The following is a 14,833-nucleotide window of genomic DNA, read 5'->3' as shown; positions in this document are numbered from 1 at the left end:
AATTTTAAGTGAGGTGTTCAACCTATTTATATTACTAATTTGTAGATGGGTCAAAATCATAATGGAATTGATTGATTGGCCAGAATCTAAGTGCGACTTCACCGACAATGACATCTTCATTAATTAGTCCAAATGAACGTCCATCTTTACTTACTTCACGATTATCTCCAAGTACTAGATACTCACCTTTTGGAATTTTATTAACGCCGTTTGAATTAACGAGGTCTTTAACTTCAAAATTCTCAGTTAGTAAATCACGAGATTTATTTGCTTTATTTGCTTTTAAGTATTCTTCTGGTACTTTTTTATCATTTACATATAATTGATCATTATCATATTTTACTGTATCACCTGGTTTACCGATAACACGCTTTACATAATCATCATTTTCATTTGCATGAAATACAATGACATCTCCGTTATCAATATTTCCAACTTTGTATCCAATTTTATTTACAATTACTTTTTCACCATTTTTTAAAGTTGGATGCATCGAATCACCAGAAACTGTATAAGTTACAAATAAGAATTTCTGTATTAATAATACACATACAACTGCGACTGCAATTGCTACAACCCATTCAAATATCTCTTTTTTCAAAAATGCCACCTCATTATTATTATTTATCGAAATTTACATCTATTTTATCAAATGGATAATATCTTAAATTAACTTTTCCAACAATATCTTTCTCGTGAACAAACCCAATTTCTCTTGAGTCCCTACTATTACCGCGATTATCTCCTAATACTAAATATTCATTGTTAGGAATAACGTCACTTTTAGAACCTTGAATTGTTCTTGTACTGAAATCATCAGTTTTTATATTATCATTTAAATAACGCTCGTTAACTTGTGTACCATTAATATACAATTTGTTGTTTTTCATTTCAACAGTGTCACCAGGTAAACCAATTACTCTTTTTATAAAGTCAGACTCTTTATTAGCATGAAAAACAATAACATCTCCATTATCTATCTGTCCAATGTTTTTAACAAGTTTGTTAACAATTAATCTGTCTCCATCATGGAAAGTTGGCTCCATTGAATCACCATCAACAATATAACCTATAAATAAAAAAGTTCTCACTATAAATAATAATACTAACGCGATAATAATTGCAATTGCCCATTCGAATATTTTTTTCATCGCTAACTCCTGTTTTTCAATCGTTTGTCAAAATATTTTTCAAATCCTTTACCTACTAACCATAGCATAAATATAATCACGAATACTATTATACTCTTTTTAGGACTTTCAAAAAAGGAATTTATGTCTGCCCCGATGAAACTCAAAGTAAATATCATAATCGCTTTTGATAAAATCAATGCTATTAAATACACTTGCTTACTAATATTTGAAAAAGCACTCACCATATTTACTAATGCACCAGGTGTGAATGGGAAACAAAGTAGAATAAATAATGGACCAAACCCGTGATCATCAATCCAGTGAATAAACTTTACAACTCTTGGTTGTTCTACAATTTTTTTCATAAATGGCTTTTTAGAAATTAATCTTAAAAATAAAAAGACAAGGTAACTTCCCGCAACAGTTCCAGCCCACGAAATTATAAATCCTAAAAATAAACCATATGCATTCACATTAGCTATAACGAACAAAATAATAGGTAAAAATGGAATAAATGCTTCAATAAATGGTAATAAAAACGCAATAAATATCCCGAAAGATCTAAACGTTTCAATTAATTCAGTAATATTTTCATAAGTGAACCAATTTATAATGTCTTGAAATAACATGTCATGCAACTTCCTTCTTAAATTTATATTAATTATATCTATAAAAGTGTAATTAGAAAAGTAAATTGACATCGTATAAAAGTCGTAGATAAGTTGTTATGAAAGTTTTAGTGGATTTATTGGATAAATTGATATTTGAAGTTTATAGAGTGGTCGTATGGCGCTATGATGATAATTAGGATTATTCCGGGTCGATAAATTTTTTTATCGGCCTGTATTTTGCGTTTTCGGGTCGATAAATTTTTTTATCGGCCTGTATTTCGCGTTTTCGGGTCGATAAATTTTTTTATCGGCCTGTATTTCGCGTTTTCGGGTCGATAAATTTTTTTACCGACCTGTATTTCAATTATCTAGTAACATATTTAGTAGCTTTCCCTTGACCTACTCTTTCAAAATTACAATAAAGTATTCGTTTAATGGCGCTATTTGAAACACCTGTCCATTCTTCTGCTTCTTTGACTGAAAAAGGTGCATCTTTCAATAAATATAATTCTTTTAATGATTTTATAATAATATCACTTCTCATCAATACGGTACCACAATGGTTGCAGTTTAAATATTTTCGTTTATTATAAATCAACTCTGTTTGCAACATCTTCCGACATTTTGTACATCTTACCCCTCCATTTATCTCATCAAACTGTATTTTCTGAAAATGTTTATTGTTGGTTAAAAATGGCTGGTGTAGTGATTTCAACTTGTCATAAATCAATTTATTGTGATCATATTTGAAGTTATTTGATACCATTTCTTTTAATTTGTACAACTCGCTATTCACTAAAATATCCACTTTAGATCTTAAATCACCATGTAATGTAAATGTTGGATGTATAAATACAATATAACTTTTCACCTTTCTATTTATTTTATATTTCTGAATAACTCTTTTTAATCCATCATGTGCTACTTCAAATTGATTAATCAGATCTTTTGCTACATAACCAGAACTTCTATATAGCTTTTGGTTGTCATAGTAATAGTCTCCTGTGAAATTTTTAATTTCAAATTGAATGATTTCATCATCAGTTATCACTAAGAAATCAAATTGAATTTGGTTATAATTCTTAATTTGTAAATCATATATCCACCATAGACCTTCTATTTCATTTAGAAGGCTTGCAAATTGCTTTTCTCCTTCGAAACCTTGTTTAATGACTTGGTATTGTTCATCTAATTCTTTTGGAAAATCTTCCACCCTTTCTTTAACCGCTTCAACATAATCAATGAATAAATTGTTAATCAACTTCAAAATTTTTTCACCTCATATTTTCAAAATTTCACTTACAAATCAAAAAAAGCCCTCCGAATAAAAATTCGGGGACTTTTTTAAAATCATTCTCATATTATAGTCTATCTTCTAATTCTTTTTTCAAATCTTCAAATCCTGGTTTACCAAGTAGAGCAAACATATTTTGTTTATATGCTTCAACTCCTGGTTGGTTGAATGGATTAACGCCTAGTAAGTATCCACTCATAGCACAAGCTAACTCGAAGAAGTATACAACATAACCGAATGTATATGCATCTAATTGAGGTACTTTAACAACTAAGTTTGGTACGCCACCATCTGTATGAGCTAATAGTGTACCTTGGAATGCTTTAGTGTTAACAAAATCAACAGTTTCACCAGCTAAGAAGTTCAAACCATCTAAATCGTCTTTATCTTCTTCTATTGTAATATCATATTTAGGGCTCTCAACTTTAACAACTGTTTCAAATAAGAAACGACGTCCTTCTTGTACATATTGTCCTAATGAGTGAAGGTCAGATGTAAAGTTTGCACTTGAAGGATAAATACCTTTATAGTCTTTACCTTCTGATTCACCGAATAGTTGTTTCCACCATTCACTAAAGTATTGTAATGCAGGCTCATAGTTAATTAACATTTCAGTTGAATAACCTTTTGCATAAAGAATATTACGGATTGCTGCATATTGATATGCAATATTTTCTTCAAGTTCAGATGATGATAAATCTTCACGTGCAGCAGCAGCACCATTCATCATTTCTTGAATATCTACACCACTTGCTGCAATTGGTAGTAATCCTACAGCTGTTAATACTGAATATCTACCACCTACGTCATCTGGCACTACAAATGTTTCGTAACCTTCTCCAGTAGCTAAATCTTTTAAAGCACCTTTTTCTTTATCTGTAGTAGCAAAGATACGATTTTTAGCTTCATCTTTACCATATTTTTCTTCTAAAATTTTCTTGAAAATTCTAAATGCTACAGCTGGTTCAGTCGTTGTACCTGATTTAGAAATAACATTAATAGAGAAATCTTTACCATCTATATATTCAATTAAATCATGTACATATGATGATGATAAATGATGTCCAACAAATATAATCTGAGGATTCTCACCTTTTTCGTAGTTAGCAAATGTTGAATTCAACATCTCTACTGCAGCACGTGCACCTAAATAAGAACCACCAATACCGATAACAAGTAATACTTCTGATTGTTCTTTAATACGTTTAGAAGCTGATAAGATTCGATCAAATTCTTCTTTATCGTAATCAACAGGTAAATCAACCCATCCTAAAAAGTCACTACCTGCTCCTGTTTTTTCATGTATAACATGATGTATATTCTTTACTAAATCTCTTGATTGGTCTAGTTCATGTTCACCAAAAAACGTTAAAGCTTTTTTATAATCAAATTGAATATGTGACATAGTATCCTCCTATTGAATTCATAGTTAATTTAAACAACGTCTTTATTTTACTCTAGTTTTCATAGGCTTTCAATTGAAATGTAACGATATACTTTGTAATGCATAAATATTTAATAAAACTATTGAAAATACAAAATCAATATGGTATCGTATGTTTATCGATTAAATATACAAGATATTAAATATTAATACAAAAGGGAGCGATTTAAGTTATGTCTAATAAAGTAGTTTTAGCTTACTCAGGTGGTTTAGATACAAGTGTTGCAGTAAAATGGTTAATAGAAAAAGGTTATTCAGTAGTTGCATGTTGTTTAGATGTTGGTGAAGGTAAAGACTTAGACCTTGTACAACAAAAAGCATTCGATATGGGAGCAGAACAATCATATGTCATTGACGCTACTAAAGAATTTAGCGAAGATTTTGTTGGTTATGCAATTAAAGGTAATACAATGTATGAAGGAACATATCCTTTAGTATCTGCATTAAGTAGACCTCTTATTTCCAAAAAATTAGTAGAAATAGCTCAAGCTGAAGACGCTATTGCTATCGCACATGGTTGTACTGGTAAAGGTAATGACCAAGTACGTTTTGAAGTTGCTATTAAATCATTAGCACCGCATATTAAAGTACTAGCACCAGTTCGTGAATGGTCTTGGAGTCGTGAGGAAGAAATTGATTATGCAAAAAAACATAATATCCCAATTCCTATCAATTTAGACTCTCCTTATTCAATTGACCAAAATTTATGGGGTCGTAGTAATGAATGTGGTATTTTAGAAGATCCATTCGCAACACCACCAGAAGATGCATATGATTTAACTAATCCAATAGAAGAAACTCCGGATACACCAGAAGAACTTGAAATTGTTTTTGAAAATGGATTACCTACTTCAATAAATAATAAGTCGTATCCATTAGATCAACTCATTTTAAATTTAAATGAAATTGCTGGTTTACATGGTATCGGAAGAATTGACCATGTAGAAAATCGTCTAGTTGGTATTAAATCTCGTGAAGTGTACGAAACACCTGGTGCAAAAGTAATTATGGAAGCACATAAAGCTTTAGAAACGATTACTTTAACTAAAGATGTTGCACATTTCAAACCAGTTATCGAAAAACAATTATCAGAACAAATTTATAATGGCTTATGGTTCTCACCTTTAACTGAGAGCTTAAAACAATTTATTGATTCTACTCAAACTCAAGTAACTGGTACAGTACGTGTTAAACTATTCAAAGGAAATGTTATTGTAAATGGACGTAAATCTCCATTTAGTTTATATAATGAAGAACTTGCAACATATACTAAAGAAGATGCATTTAATCAAGAAGCTGCAGTAGGCTTTATCGAAATCTTTGGTTTACCTACAAAAGTTAAAGCATTATTAGAAACAGAGGGTGTTTTAAAATGACAAAAAAAGCATGGGGTGGAAGATTCGAGTCTAACCCTGAATCATGGGTAGATGCATTCAATGCATCTATCCATTTTGATAAAAATTTGATTGATCAAGATATACAAGGCAGTATTGCGCACGCAACAATGCTTGCTGAACAAAATATTATTCAAAATGATGAAGCTGAATTAATTATTCAAGGTTTAAAAGAAATAAAACAAGATTATTACAACAATAATTTAGAACTATCAGAATCATTAGAAGACATTCATTTAAACGTTGAACACGCATTAATTCAAAAAATTGGTCAAGTCGGTGGAAAGCTACATACAGGTAGAAGTAGAAATGATCAAGTTGCAACTGACATGCATCTTTATACAAAGGAAAATGTCCAAGAAATTATTAAACTTGTTGAATCTTTACAAAAATCTATCATCAGCATTGCAGATGATCATATTCATACAATTATGCCGGGTTATACACACCTTCAAAGAGCGCAACCAATATCGTTTGCTCACCATATAATGACGTATTTTTGGATGTTAGAACGTGATAAATCAAGATTTAATGACAGCATTAAAAGGATTGATATTAATCCACTTGGTGCAGCAGCATTAAGTGGTACTACACATCCAATAGATAGACATCGTACACAAGAACTTCTAGGTTTCAGTAGTTTGTATGAAAATAGTCTTGATGCTGTAAGTGACCGTGATTACATTGTTGAAACATTGCATAACATTTCATTAACGATGGTCCATTTATCAAGATTTGCTGAAGAAATAATATTTTGGTCCACAGATGAAGCTAAGTTCGTAACTTTATCAGATAGCTTTTCAACAGGATCTTCTATCATGCCACAAAAGAAAAATCCAGATATGGCAGAATTGATTAGAGGTAAAGTAGGAAGAACAACTGGTTACTTAATGAGTATGTTAGTTACATTAAAAGGACTACCTTTAGCCTATAACAAAGATATGCAAGAAGATAAAGAAGGATTGTTTGATGCTATTCATACTATTAAAGGATCTTTACGTATATTTGAAGGTATGATTACATCAATGCAAGTCAATAAAGATCGTTTAAATGAAACAGTTCATAAAGACTTTTCAAATGCGACAGAATTGGCAGATTACTTAGTAGAACAAAATATACCATTTAGAGAAGCACACGAAATTGTAGGTAAAATCGTATTATGGTGTATACAAAATGGAAAGTATTTATTAGACGTGCCTTTAGAACAATATCAATCATATAACAATAAAATCGAATCAAATGTATATGATTATTTAAAACCTGAAAATTGCTTAAGCCGTAGAAAAAGTTATGGTTCAACAGGACAAGAGTCCGTACAACATCAGATTAATGTAGCTAAAGAACTTATTTAAAATTAAAGTATTATTCCAGAGGCTGGGACAATTAAATTGTCTCAGCCTCCATTTTGTAGTCAAATCCGGTTTTACTGTAACTCTTATCAGCTATTTTACTGAGAATTGCTTTTAACGCACCTCTTATCAGCTATTTTACCTAGTATTGCTTTTAATGGACCTCTTATCAGCAATTTTACTGAAAATTGCTTTTAACGCACCCCTTATCAGTAATTTTACCTAGTATTGCTTTTAATGGACCTCTTATCAGCAATTTTACCTAGTATTGCTTTTAACACACCTCTTATCAGTAATTTTACTGAGAATTGCTTTTAACGCACCTCTTATCAGCAATTTTACCTAGTATTGCTTTTAATGAACCCCTTATAAGTATAATCGTAGAAAAAATGCATATAAAAATGAATGTTTCTAACGATTTTGTAAGTGCTGACGCCTGAGGGAATAGTATGCGTGAGAGACTACAGGCTCGAGCCATACCCCTAGGCAAGCATGCACATACAAAATCGTAAGATTTAAAAAATAAGCATATCACTATAAACTTTAAAAAATCAGTTAAGTGATATGCTTATTTATTTTGAGATAGAATTTCATGTCCCAAAATCATTTTGAGGGTGAGACAAATTAATTGTCTCACCCTCAAATCATTCTATTCACAGTAGATTACTGGATCGAAGCTTATGCCCAACCTCTGTATCTAGCTGCTTCTGCTGTACGTTTAATACCTACAATATAAGCTGCTAAACGCATATCTATTTTTCTGTTTTCTGATAAGTTATAAACTGTATCAAATGCTTTAACTAGTTTTTCACGTAATTTTTCATTAACTTCTTCTTCAGTCCAATAATAACCTTGGTTATTTTGTACCCACTCAAAGTATGAAACAGTTACGCCACCCGCACTTGCTAATACATCTGGTACTAATAAAATACCACGTTCACTTAAAATTTTAGTAGCTCCCATTGTAGTTGGACCATTTGCTGCTTCAACAATAATATTAGCTTTTATGTCATTTGCATTTTCTTCAGTAATTTGATTTGAGATTGCTGCTGGAACAAGAATGTCACAGTCAATTTCAAATAATTCTTTATTTGAAATAGTATCATCAAATAAATTAGTAACAGTTCCAAAGCTATCACGACGATCCAATAAATAATCGATATCTAAACCTTCAGGATCATGAAGTGCACCGTAAGCATCAGAGATACCTACAATTTTTGCCCCTTGGTCATATAAGAATTTCGCTAAGAAACTACCGGCATTACCGAAGCCTTGTATAACGACTCTAGAACCTTCGATTGTTTTATCGCGTCTTTTGGCAGCTTGTTCAATTGCAATAACTACACCTAATGCAGTAGAACGGTCTCTACCTTGAGAACCACCTAACACAATTGGCTTACCAGTAATGAATCCAGGTGAATTAAATTCATCCATTTGACTGTATTCATCCATCATCCAAGCCATAATTTGTGAATTTGTAAATACATCTGGTGCTGGTATATCTTTTGTTGGCCCTACTATTTGAGAAATAGCACGAACATATCCACGAGATAATCTTTCAACTTCATGAATACTCATTTGTCTTGGGTCACAAACGATACCACCTTTACCGCCACCATATGGTAAATCTACAATTCCACATTTTAATGTCATCCACATAGATAAAGCTGTTACTTCTTCAACGTCAACATCAGGATGGAAACGTACGCCACCTTTTGTTGGACCAACTGCATCATTATGTTGGGCACGATACCCAGTAAATGTCTTAACAGAACCGTCATCCATTCTAACTGGTATACGCACTGTTAATAATCTCATTGGTTCCTTAATTAAATCGTACATCCCCTCATCAAAACCTAATTTATTAAGGGCTACACCAATAATTTCTTGTGTCGATGAAACTAAATTTAAATTTTCGCTCATGATCCTCTTCGCCTCTTTTTTAAATACTTTTAATCTCTAAATAATTGTAACATAATTGATTATTTTTAAAAGGTCTTTAACACTTTTTTGTAAACGTTATCAGCTTTTTTATTTAAAAACAGACTTAACTTGATCAAGTGCCCAATCTAAATCTTCTTTTTCAATGATTAATGGCGGTGCAAAACGAATTACTGTATCATGAGTTTCTTTACATAATAGTCCTAATTCTTTTAATTTCTCACAATATGGTCTAGCATCTTCAGTTAACTCGATTCCGATGAATAATCCTTTACCTCTTACTTCTTTAATAGATGGATGATCGATTTTTTTCAATTCATCTTTGAAATAAGTACCAAGCTCTAATGAACGCTCTGGTAATTTTTCATCAATTATTACATCTAATGCTGCATTTGAAACAGCAGCAGCAAGTGGATTACCACCAAAAGTAGAACCATGAGAACCTGGATTAAATACTTCTAATATTTCTTTATTACCTACAATACATGAAATTGGAAATACGCCTCCGCCTAATGCTTTACCAAGAATATACATATCTGGTTGTACGTTATCCCAATCAGTAGCAAATAATTTTCCAGTTCTTCCTAAACCTGCTTGAATTTCATCTGCTATAAACAACACATTATTTTCATCACAGACTTCTCTAATTTGTTTTAAATAGCCATCTTCAGGTACATTAATACCCGCTTCACCTTGAATAGGCTCAATTAACACAGCTGCTGTGTTAGGTGTAATAGCTGATTTAATTTGCTCAATATCACCAAAATCAACGAGTTTAAATCCTCCTAATAATGGACCATAACCTCTTTGATATTCTTTTTCTGAAGAAAGTGAAACTGCAGCCATAGTACGACCATGGAAGTTTCCATTCATCGCAATAATTTCTGCTTTATTATCTTCTACACCTTTCACTTGATATGCCCAACGTCTTGCAGCTTTAATTGCTGTTTCAACAGCTTCTGCACCTGTATTCATAGGTAGTACCATTTCTTTGTTGGCAAGTTTACATATTTTTTCATACCATGGACCTAATTGATCACTATGGAATGCACGTGAAGTTAGTGTTACTCGATCCGCTTGATCTTTTAATGCTTGGATGATTTTCGGATGACGATGACCTTGGTTAACAGCTGAATATGCTGATAACATATCTAAATAACGATTACCCTCTGGATCTTTCACCCAAATGCCTTCTGCTTCTGAAATTACAATTGGTAATGGCAAATAGTTTGGAGCACCAAATGTATTTGTTTGTTCAATTATTTCTTGTGATTTTGTCATATTAAATCTCCTCCCATTAAAACAGTAGAGCATGTATACGCCCTACTGTATTTTGAATATTCCAACATTATTATAACATTTCTGACGTAGTTCGTCCTTGTAAATGAAGTACTAAGTAATCTGGGCCTCCAGCTTTTGAGTCTGTACCAGACATTTTGAACCCACCAAATGGTTGATATCCAACAATCGCACCTGTACAACCTCTATTAAAGTATAAGTTACCTACTAAGAAGTTTTTGCGTGCTTGTTCTAATTTAAATCTATTATTAGAAATAACGCCGCCTGTTAAGCCATATTCAGTGTTGTTTGCAAATTCGATTGCTTGATCAAAATCTTTCGCTTTACTGAAACCAACAACTGGTCCAAAGATTTCTTCTTGCATCACTCTGTCATCATGTTTCAAATCAGCTATAACAGTTGGGTTAACAAAATGACCTTTTTCTTCATCAGTTGTTCCACCAGCTACAATACGGCCTTCTTTTTTACCGATTTCAATATATTTTTTAATTTTATTTAATGAATTTTCATCGATTACAGGCCCCATATAATTTTCATGATTTGTAGAATCGCCGACTGTTAATTTTTCAGTACGCTCAACCACTTTATCTAATAAATCATCATAAATATCTTCAACAGCAATTACACGAGAACATGCAGAACATTTTTGTCCTGAAAAACCGAATGCTGATTGTACTATAGAATCTGCAGCTAAATCTAAATCACCTTCAGAATCAACAATGATAGTATCTTTACCACCCATCTCAGCAATTACACGCTTAAGATGTGTTTGACCTTTTTGTACTTTTGCTGCTCTTTCATAAATAGATACACCAACATCGCGAGAACCTGTGAATGAAATTAAACTTGTATCTTTATGATCAATTAAGTAATCACCGATTTCACTTGATGAACCAGGTATATAGTTTACTACCCCTTTTGGTAAACCAGCTTCTTCAAGAACTTCCATAAATTTATAAGCAATAACAGGTGTTTTTGAAGATGGCTTTAACAATACCGTATTACCTGTAACGATTGGTGCTACAGTAGTTCCTGCCATAATAGCAAATGCAAAGTTCCAAGGTGAAATAACGACACTAACACCAATTGGTAAATAATTATATTTATTATATTCTCCAGGACGGCTTTCTACTTTTTTACCGTCTTTTAGTTCTAACATTTGGCGCGCATAGTATTCCATAAAGTCAATCGCTTCAGCTGTATCAGCATCAGCTTCTTTCCATGGTTTACCACCTTCTTTAGAAAGTAACGCTGAGAATTCATGTTTGCGGCGTCTAGTAATTGCAGCTGCTCTAAATAACACATCTGCACGAACACTTGGATCAGTTTCTCTCCAAGTTTTAAAAGCTTCTTTAGCCGCTTCCATTGCTTTTTCAGCATGCTTTTTGTTTGCTTTAGAAACTAGTCCAACTGTTTCTTCTATATTAGAAGGATTATAAGAACGTGTTTTATCATCAGTAAAAATTCTTTCCCCTCCAACAATAATCGGATATTCTTTTCCTAAATATCCTTCAACAGTTTTAAGACCTTCTAAATAAGCAGCCTTATTCTCCTCTTTCGTAAAATCAGTAAATGGTTCGTGTTTGTATGGAATCATTAAAGTAAACCTCCCTATGTTTATATGGGGCAAAAAAGAAACCCCTTACATCCCTATAATGACACACTTTTATAGATTACTTCAAGCTATTTTTTTCCAAAAATTAAGGATTAAAATAAGTTGTAAAATTACTTCAAATAAATATACAAAAAGACGATTAAAAGTTCACTTAAACACTATAAAAATTTAATATTTTTTCATAATTTTCACTTACAAATAGCAGTGTTTTATTCTTTATAGTTCTTTTAAACAAAAAATATGTATACAAAAAGACGATTAAATAATTATTTAATCGTCTTCAAGATGCTTATTAGATTGATTAATCCATTTAGGCAACCTTTCTTCTAAAGGTTGAAACCCATATTTTTCTGTCTCACGTATTTCATCTAGAACTGAACGCTTTTCTTTCTTACGCTCTTGTCTCTTGAAATACTCATTCTCTTTTAGTGATAAATTTAGTTTACCATCTACTTCAACTTTGATCACTTTTGCTTTAACAATTTGACCAACACTTAAAAATTGATTGAGATTATGCACGTAATCATTCATCACTTCTGATATATGAATGAGACCTTCCACATGTTCAGGGGTTTCAACAAAGGCGCCATATGGCTGTATGCCAGTCACTTTTACCTTTACAAACTGACCAACTTTATATTGTTTTCCCACTTTTAGAAAACCCCTTGTACTTATAGTTATTAACACTTACATCATAGCATAGTTATTTTTAATTAACCATTAATTTGATATATAATTCTGAAAATACAATGCATAAATATAACTTAAGAATGAACTTGGAACATAAAACATAACTCAAAAAAATACTACTAATAACCATTTTTTATAGAAACTAACGATTTTGTTCGTGCATGCTTGCCTAGGAGTATGGTTCGAACCTGTAGTCTCTCACTCATACTATTCCCTCAGGCGTCAGCACTTACAAAATCGTATGAATATCCATATTTATATAGAAAAAAAGATAAAACATTTCATATTGGTCATGTTTATAAGTAGATTTATTAAACATAGAATCAGTTCTTGAATGAATTCCAACTATATAATAAATATTTAATTAATATTTGGTATTTTTTAGCGCTGACTCCTGCGGGAAAAGCGTGATTCGAAGACTACAGGCTGATAACATGCCCGCGGAAAGCATGCGCATAAAAAATACCAACAAAGTCTATGAGTTGAACAATAATTTTCATAAAAAATAAGAGCAGAAATTCAATGTTAAAATGAATTTCTGCTCTTAATAAATTCTAGGACATTTATATCCCAAAGTATTTTCTTATATTACATTTCTCAACTAGTTAATAATGATATTACTTTTATTACCATGATCTTACAATTGTTTAATCCTCAAACTTCATAGGATTTCAATCAGATAGAAGTTGGTGCAAAGCAATATTCACTTAGTTATTTTTTACTTTTATTCTCCTCTTGCTCTAAATGATCCATCACTTGTTTTTCAAATGATTTCATTTTCTCTTCGTCTTTTTTTGATTTTTTACGAAACATCATAAAAACAATGTACGCCAAAACCATAAATAATAACAACGTAGCAACAGCAGGAATATATTCTAATTTATTATCTGGAAAATAAAGAAATTCCATCATAATCCGACCACTCCCTTAGCATCTAGATTATAACAAAGATTAAGTCGAATGAATTGATTTTTTATGACAATTGAATGTCGATTTATTTTATAATATCAATTGTCTCGATTACTATGTCTTCAGCTGGCTTGTCATTAGCGCCAACTTTAACATTAGCGATTTCTTCTAAAATGTCTTCACCTTTAACGATATGACCAAATACTGAATGTTTTTGGTCTAACCAAGGTGTTCCACCTTTTTCAGCATAACGATCAACTATTTCTTCTGGCCAACCGCCATCTTTAAGTTGAGATAACATATTGGCTGGTACTTCTTTCATTTGGACGATGAAAAATTGAGAACCATTTGTATTTGGACCAGCGTTTGCCATTGATAATGCACCATACAAGTTAAATGCTTGTAATGAGAATTCATCTTCAAAAGCACTTCCATAAATACTTTCTCCACCCATACCAGTTCCTGTTGGGTCTCCACCTTGAACCATAAAGTCATTAATTACTCTATGGAAAATAATTCCGTCGTAATATTTTTTCTCAGCTAAGCCGATAAAGTTTTCTACTGTTTTAGGTGCTAACTCAGGGAATAATTTGAAAGTCATATTACCTTTAGTTGTTTTAATTTCTACAACTCTTTCACCTTCTAGTATTTCATTTGTTAATTGTGGATAGTTTGTCATTTAAAATTCTCCATTCATGTTAAAATAATTACAATAGTGATATCATAACATAATTTAATAGAAAGGGGATATCAACATGTTATATCAATTTCCACATAAAACTGGTCAGTATGTTGTAGAAGTAATTGAAGAAAAAGGAGATCAACTTCTTGTTAAAATTTTAGCAGTATTGAGACATCCTAGACAAGGTGATTTACATAGCCCTAATGAAGTAGAAAATGTGTTTTTCCATGAAAGAAAAGCATTGAGTCAGTTTGAAAAAAGATATACAACAGCTCAATTTTTGAAAGCGTATAATGAAGAGGTTCCGAATTATATTGAATCACTAAAATCTTCTATTTATGAATTAGAAGAGAAGATGAAGAAAAAAAATAACGCTTATAGTGATCAAGCATTAAAATGTATAGAACAATTGAAAAAAGATTATTCGAGACAATATAAGGTTAATATATAAATTTTACAAAAAAATTCAAGA

At 31.7% G+C, this 14,833-nt stretch carries 14 protein-coding genes; 3 read left to right on the top strand and 11 right to left on the bottom strand.

The features are described from left to right. Window positions 1–34 precede the first annotated feature (34 nt). The 5 genes from lepB (LQ608_RS05740) to LQ608_RS05720 all read right to left on the bottom strand — a co-directional run bounded on the left by lepB (LQ608_RS05740) (window position 35) and on the right by LQ608_RS05720 (window position 4,443). Complete coding sequence (gene lepB / locus LQ608_RS05740; RefSeq protein ID WP_078356664.1) at window positions 35–601, bottom strand: signal peptidase I; 567 nt, start codon at window positions 599–601, stop codon at window positions 35–37. A 19-nt stretch (window positions 602–620) separates the two neighbouring features. Then, window positions 621–1,151, bottom strand: a complete 531-nt coding sequence (lepB, locus tag LQ608_RS05735; RefSeq protein WP_239750653.1) for a signal peptidase I — start codon at window positions 1,149–1,151, stop codon at window positions 621–623. A 2-nt stretch (window positions 1,152–1,153) separates the two neighbouring features. Then, window positions 1,154–1,762 (bottom strand): TVP38/TMEM64 family protein, encoded by a 609-nt coding sequence (locus tag LQ608_RS05730; protein ID WP_078356662.1) that lies wholly within the window; start codon window positions 1,760–1,762, stop codon window positions 1,154–1,156. Between the two features lie 346 nt (window positions 1,763–2,108). Continuing rightward, window positions 2,109–3,011: a nuclease-related domain-containing protein gene (locus LQ608_RS05725; RefSeq protein ID WP_239750651.1), complete on the bottom strand. Its 903-nt coding sequence runs from the start codon at window positions 3,009–3,011 to the stop codon at window positions 2,109–2,111. Between the two features lie 94 nt (window positions 3,012–3,105). After that, on the bottom strand, window positions 3,106–4,443 hold the full coding sequence (locus LQ608_RS05720; protein WP_239750649.1) for a glucose-6-phosphate isomerase: 1,338 nt from the start codon (window positions 4,441–4,443) through the stop codon (window positions 3,106–3,108). A gap of 212 nt (window positions 4,444–4,655) precedes the next feature. On the opposite strand from LQ608_RS05720, the gene LQ608_RS05715 reads away from it, so the two are divergent. Together LQ608_RS05715 and argH are read left to right on the top strand one after the other, a co-directional pair. Next, window positions 4,656–5,858, top strand: coding sequence for an argininosuccinate synthase (locus LQ608_RS05715; protein ID WP_239750647.1), 1,203 nt, complete (start codon window positions 4,656–4,658; stop codon window positions 5,856–5,858). Beyond that, entirely contained in the window at window positions 5,855–7,228 is a 1,374-nt protein-coding gene (gene argH, locus LQ608_RS05710; protein WP_208144038.1) for an argininosuccinate lyase, read from the top strand. Before LQ608_RS05715 ends, argH begins: the two co-directional genes overlap by 4 nt. 675 nt (window positions 7,229–7,903) lie before the next feature. Here argH and LQ608_RS05705 read toward each other — a convergent pair. From LQ608_RS05705 to LQ608_RS05680, 6 genes are all read right to left on the bottom strand, one after another. Beyond that, complete coding sequence (locus LQ608_RS05705; protein ID WP_239750644.1) at window positions 7,904–9,148, bottom strand: Glu/Leu/Phe/Val family dehydrogenase; 1,245 nt, start codon at window positions 9,146–9,148, stop codon at window positions 7,904–7,906. 108 nt (window positions 9,149–9,256) lie between these two features. Continuing rightward, entirely contained in the window at window positions 9,257–10,447 is a 1,191-nt protein-coding gene (locus LQ608_RS05700) for an ornithine--oxo-acid transaminase (protein WP_239750641.1), read from the bottom strand. 70 nt (window positions 10,448–10,517) lie between these two features. After that, window positions 10,518–12,062 carry an L-glutamate gamma-semialdehyde dehydrogenase gene (gene pruA / locus LQ608_RS05695; RefSeq protein ID WP_239750639.1) on the bottom strand — a complete coding sequence of 515 codons (1,545 nt, stop codon included), beginning with the start codon at window positions 12,060–12,062 and terminating at the stop codon, window positions 10,518–10,520. Between the two features lie 288 nt (window positions 12,063–12,350). Continuing rightward, entirely contained in the window at window positions 12,351–12,731 is a 381-nt protein-coding gene (ygs, locus tag LQ608_RS05690; protein WP_078357660.1) for a S1 domain-containing post-transcriptional regulator Ygs, read from the bottom strand. A gap of 750 nt (window positions 12,732–13,481) precedes the next feature. After that, window positions 13,482–13,682 carry a hypothetical protein gene (locus LQ608_RS05685; protein ID WP_078357661.1) on the bottom strand — a complete coding sequence of 67 codons (201 nt, stop codon included), beginning with the start codon at window positions 13,680–13,682 and terminating at the stop codon, window positions 13,482–13,484. 82 nt (window positions 13,683–13,764) lie between these two features. After that, entirely contained in the window at window positions 13,765–14,358 is a 594-nt protein-coding gene (locus LQ608_RS05680; protein ID WP_078357662.1) for a peptidylprolyl isomerase, read from the bottom strand. Between the two features lie 76 nt (window positions 14,359–14,434). On the opposite strand from LQ608_RS05680, the gene kapB reads away from it, so the two are divergent. Then, window positions 14,435–14,812: a sporulation phosphorelay system protein KapB gene (kapB, locus tag LQ608_RS05675; RefSeq protein WP_119634424.1), complete on the top strand. Its 378-nt coding sequence runs from the start codon at window positions 14,435–14,437 to the stop codon at window positions 14,810–14,812. The last annotated feature ends 21 nt before the right edge of the window (window positions 14,813–14,833 follow it).

The sequence above is a fragment of the Mammaliicoccus sp. H-M34 genome, assembly GCF_022386495.1.
In the GTDB taxonomy this organism is placed as follows: domain Bacteria; phylum Bacillota; class Bacilli; order Staphylococcales; family Staphylococcaceae; genus Mammaliicoccus; species Mammaliicoccus fleurettii.
The sequence above is the reverse complement of the archived record's forward strand: the minus strand, read 5'-3'. Positions and strand labels throughout refer to the sequence as shown.

Bases quoted from the DNA above. Each gene is read 5' to 3' on its own strand.
- LQ608_RS05705 (WP_239750644.1), bottom strand. From the start codon at position 9,148: ATGAGCGAAAATTTAAATTTAGTTTCATCGACACAAGAAATTATTGGT.
- argH (WP_208144038.1), top strand. From the start codon at position 5,855: ATGACAAAAAAAGCATGGGGTGGAAGATTCGAGTCTAACCCTGAATCA.
- lepB (WP_239750653.1), bottom strand. From the start codon at position 1,151: ATGAAAAAAATATTCGAATGGGCAATTGCAATTATTATCGCGTTAGTA.
- pruA (WP_239750639.1), bottom strand. From the start codon at position 12,062: ATGATTCCATACAAACACGAACCATTTACTGATTTTACGAAAGAGGAG.
- LQ608_RS05730 (WP_078356662.1), bottom strand. From the start codon at position 1,762: ATGTTATTTCAAGACATTATAAATTGGTTCACTTATGAAAATATTACT.
- LQ608_RS05700 (WP_239750641.1), bottom strand. From the start codon at position 10,447: ATGACAAAATCACAAGAAATAATTGAACAAACAAATACATTTGGTGCT.
- kapB (WP_119634424.1), top strand. From the start codon at position 14,435: ATGTTATATCAATTTCCACATAAAACTGGTCAGTATGTTGTAGAAGTA.
- LQ608_RS05685 (WP_078357661.1), bottom strand. From the start codon at position 13,682: ATGATGGAATTTCTTTATTTTCCAGATAATAAATTAGAATATATTCCT.
- LQ608_RS05715 (WP_239750647.1), top strand. From the start codon at position 4,656: ATGTCTAATAAAGTAGTTTTAGCTTACTCAGGTGGTTTAGATACAAGT.
- LQ608_RS05680 (WP_078357662.1), bottom strand. From the start codon at position 14,358: ATGACAAACTATCCACAATTAACAAATGAAATACTAGAAGGTGAAAGA.
- LQ608_RS05720 (WP_239750649.1), bottom strand. From the start codon at position 4,443: ATGTCACATATTCAATTTGATTATAAAAAAGCTTTAACGTTTTTTGGT.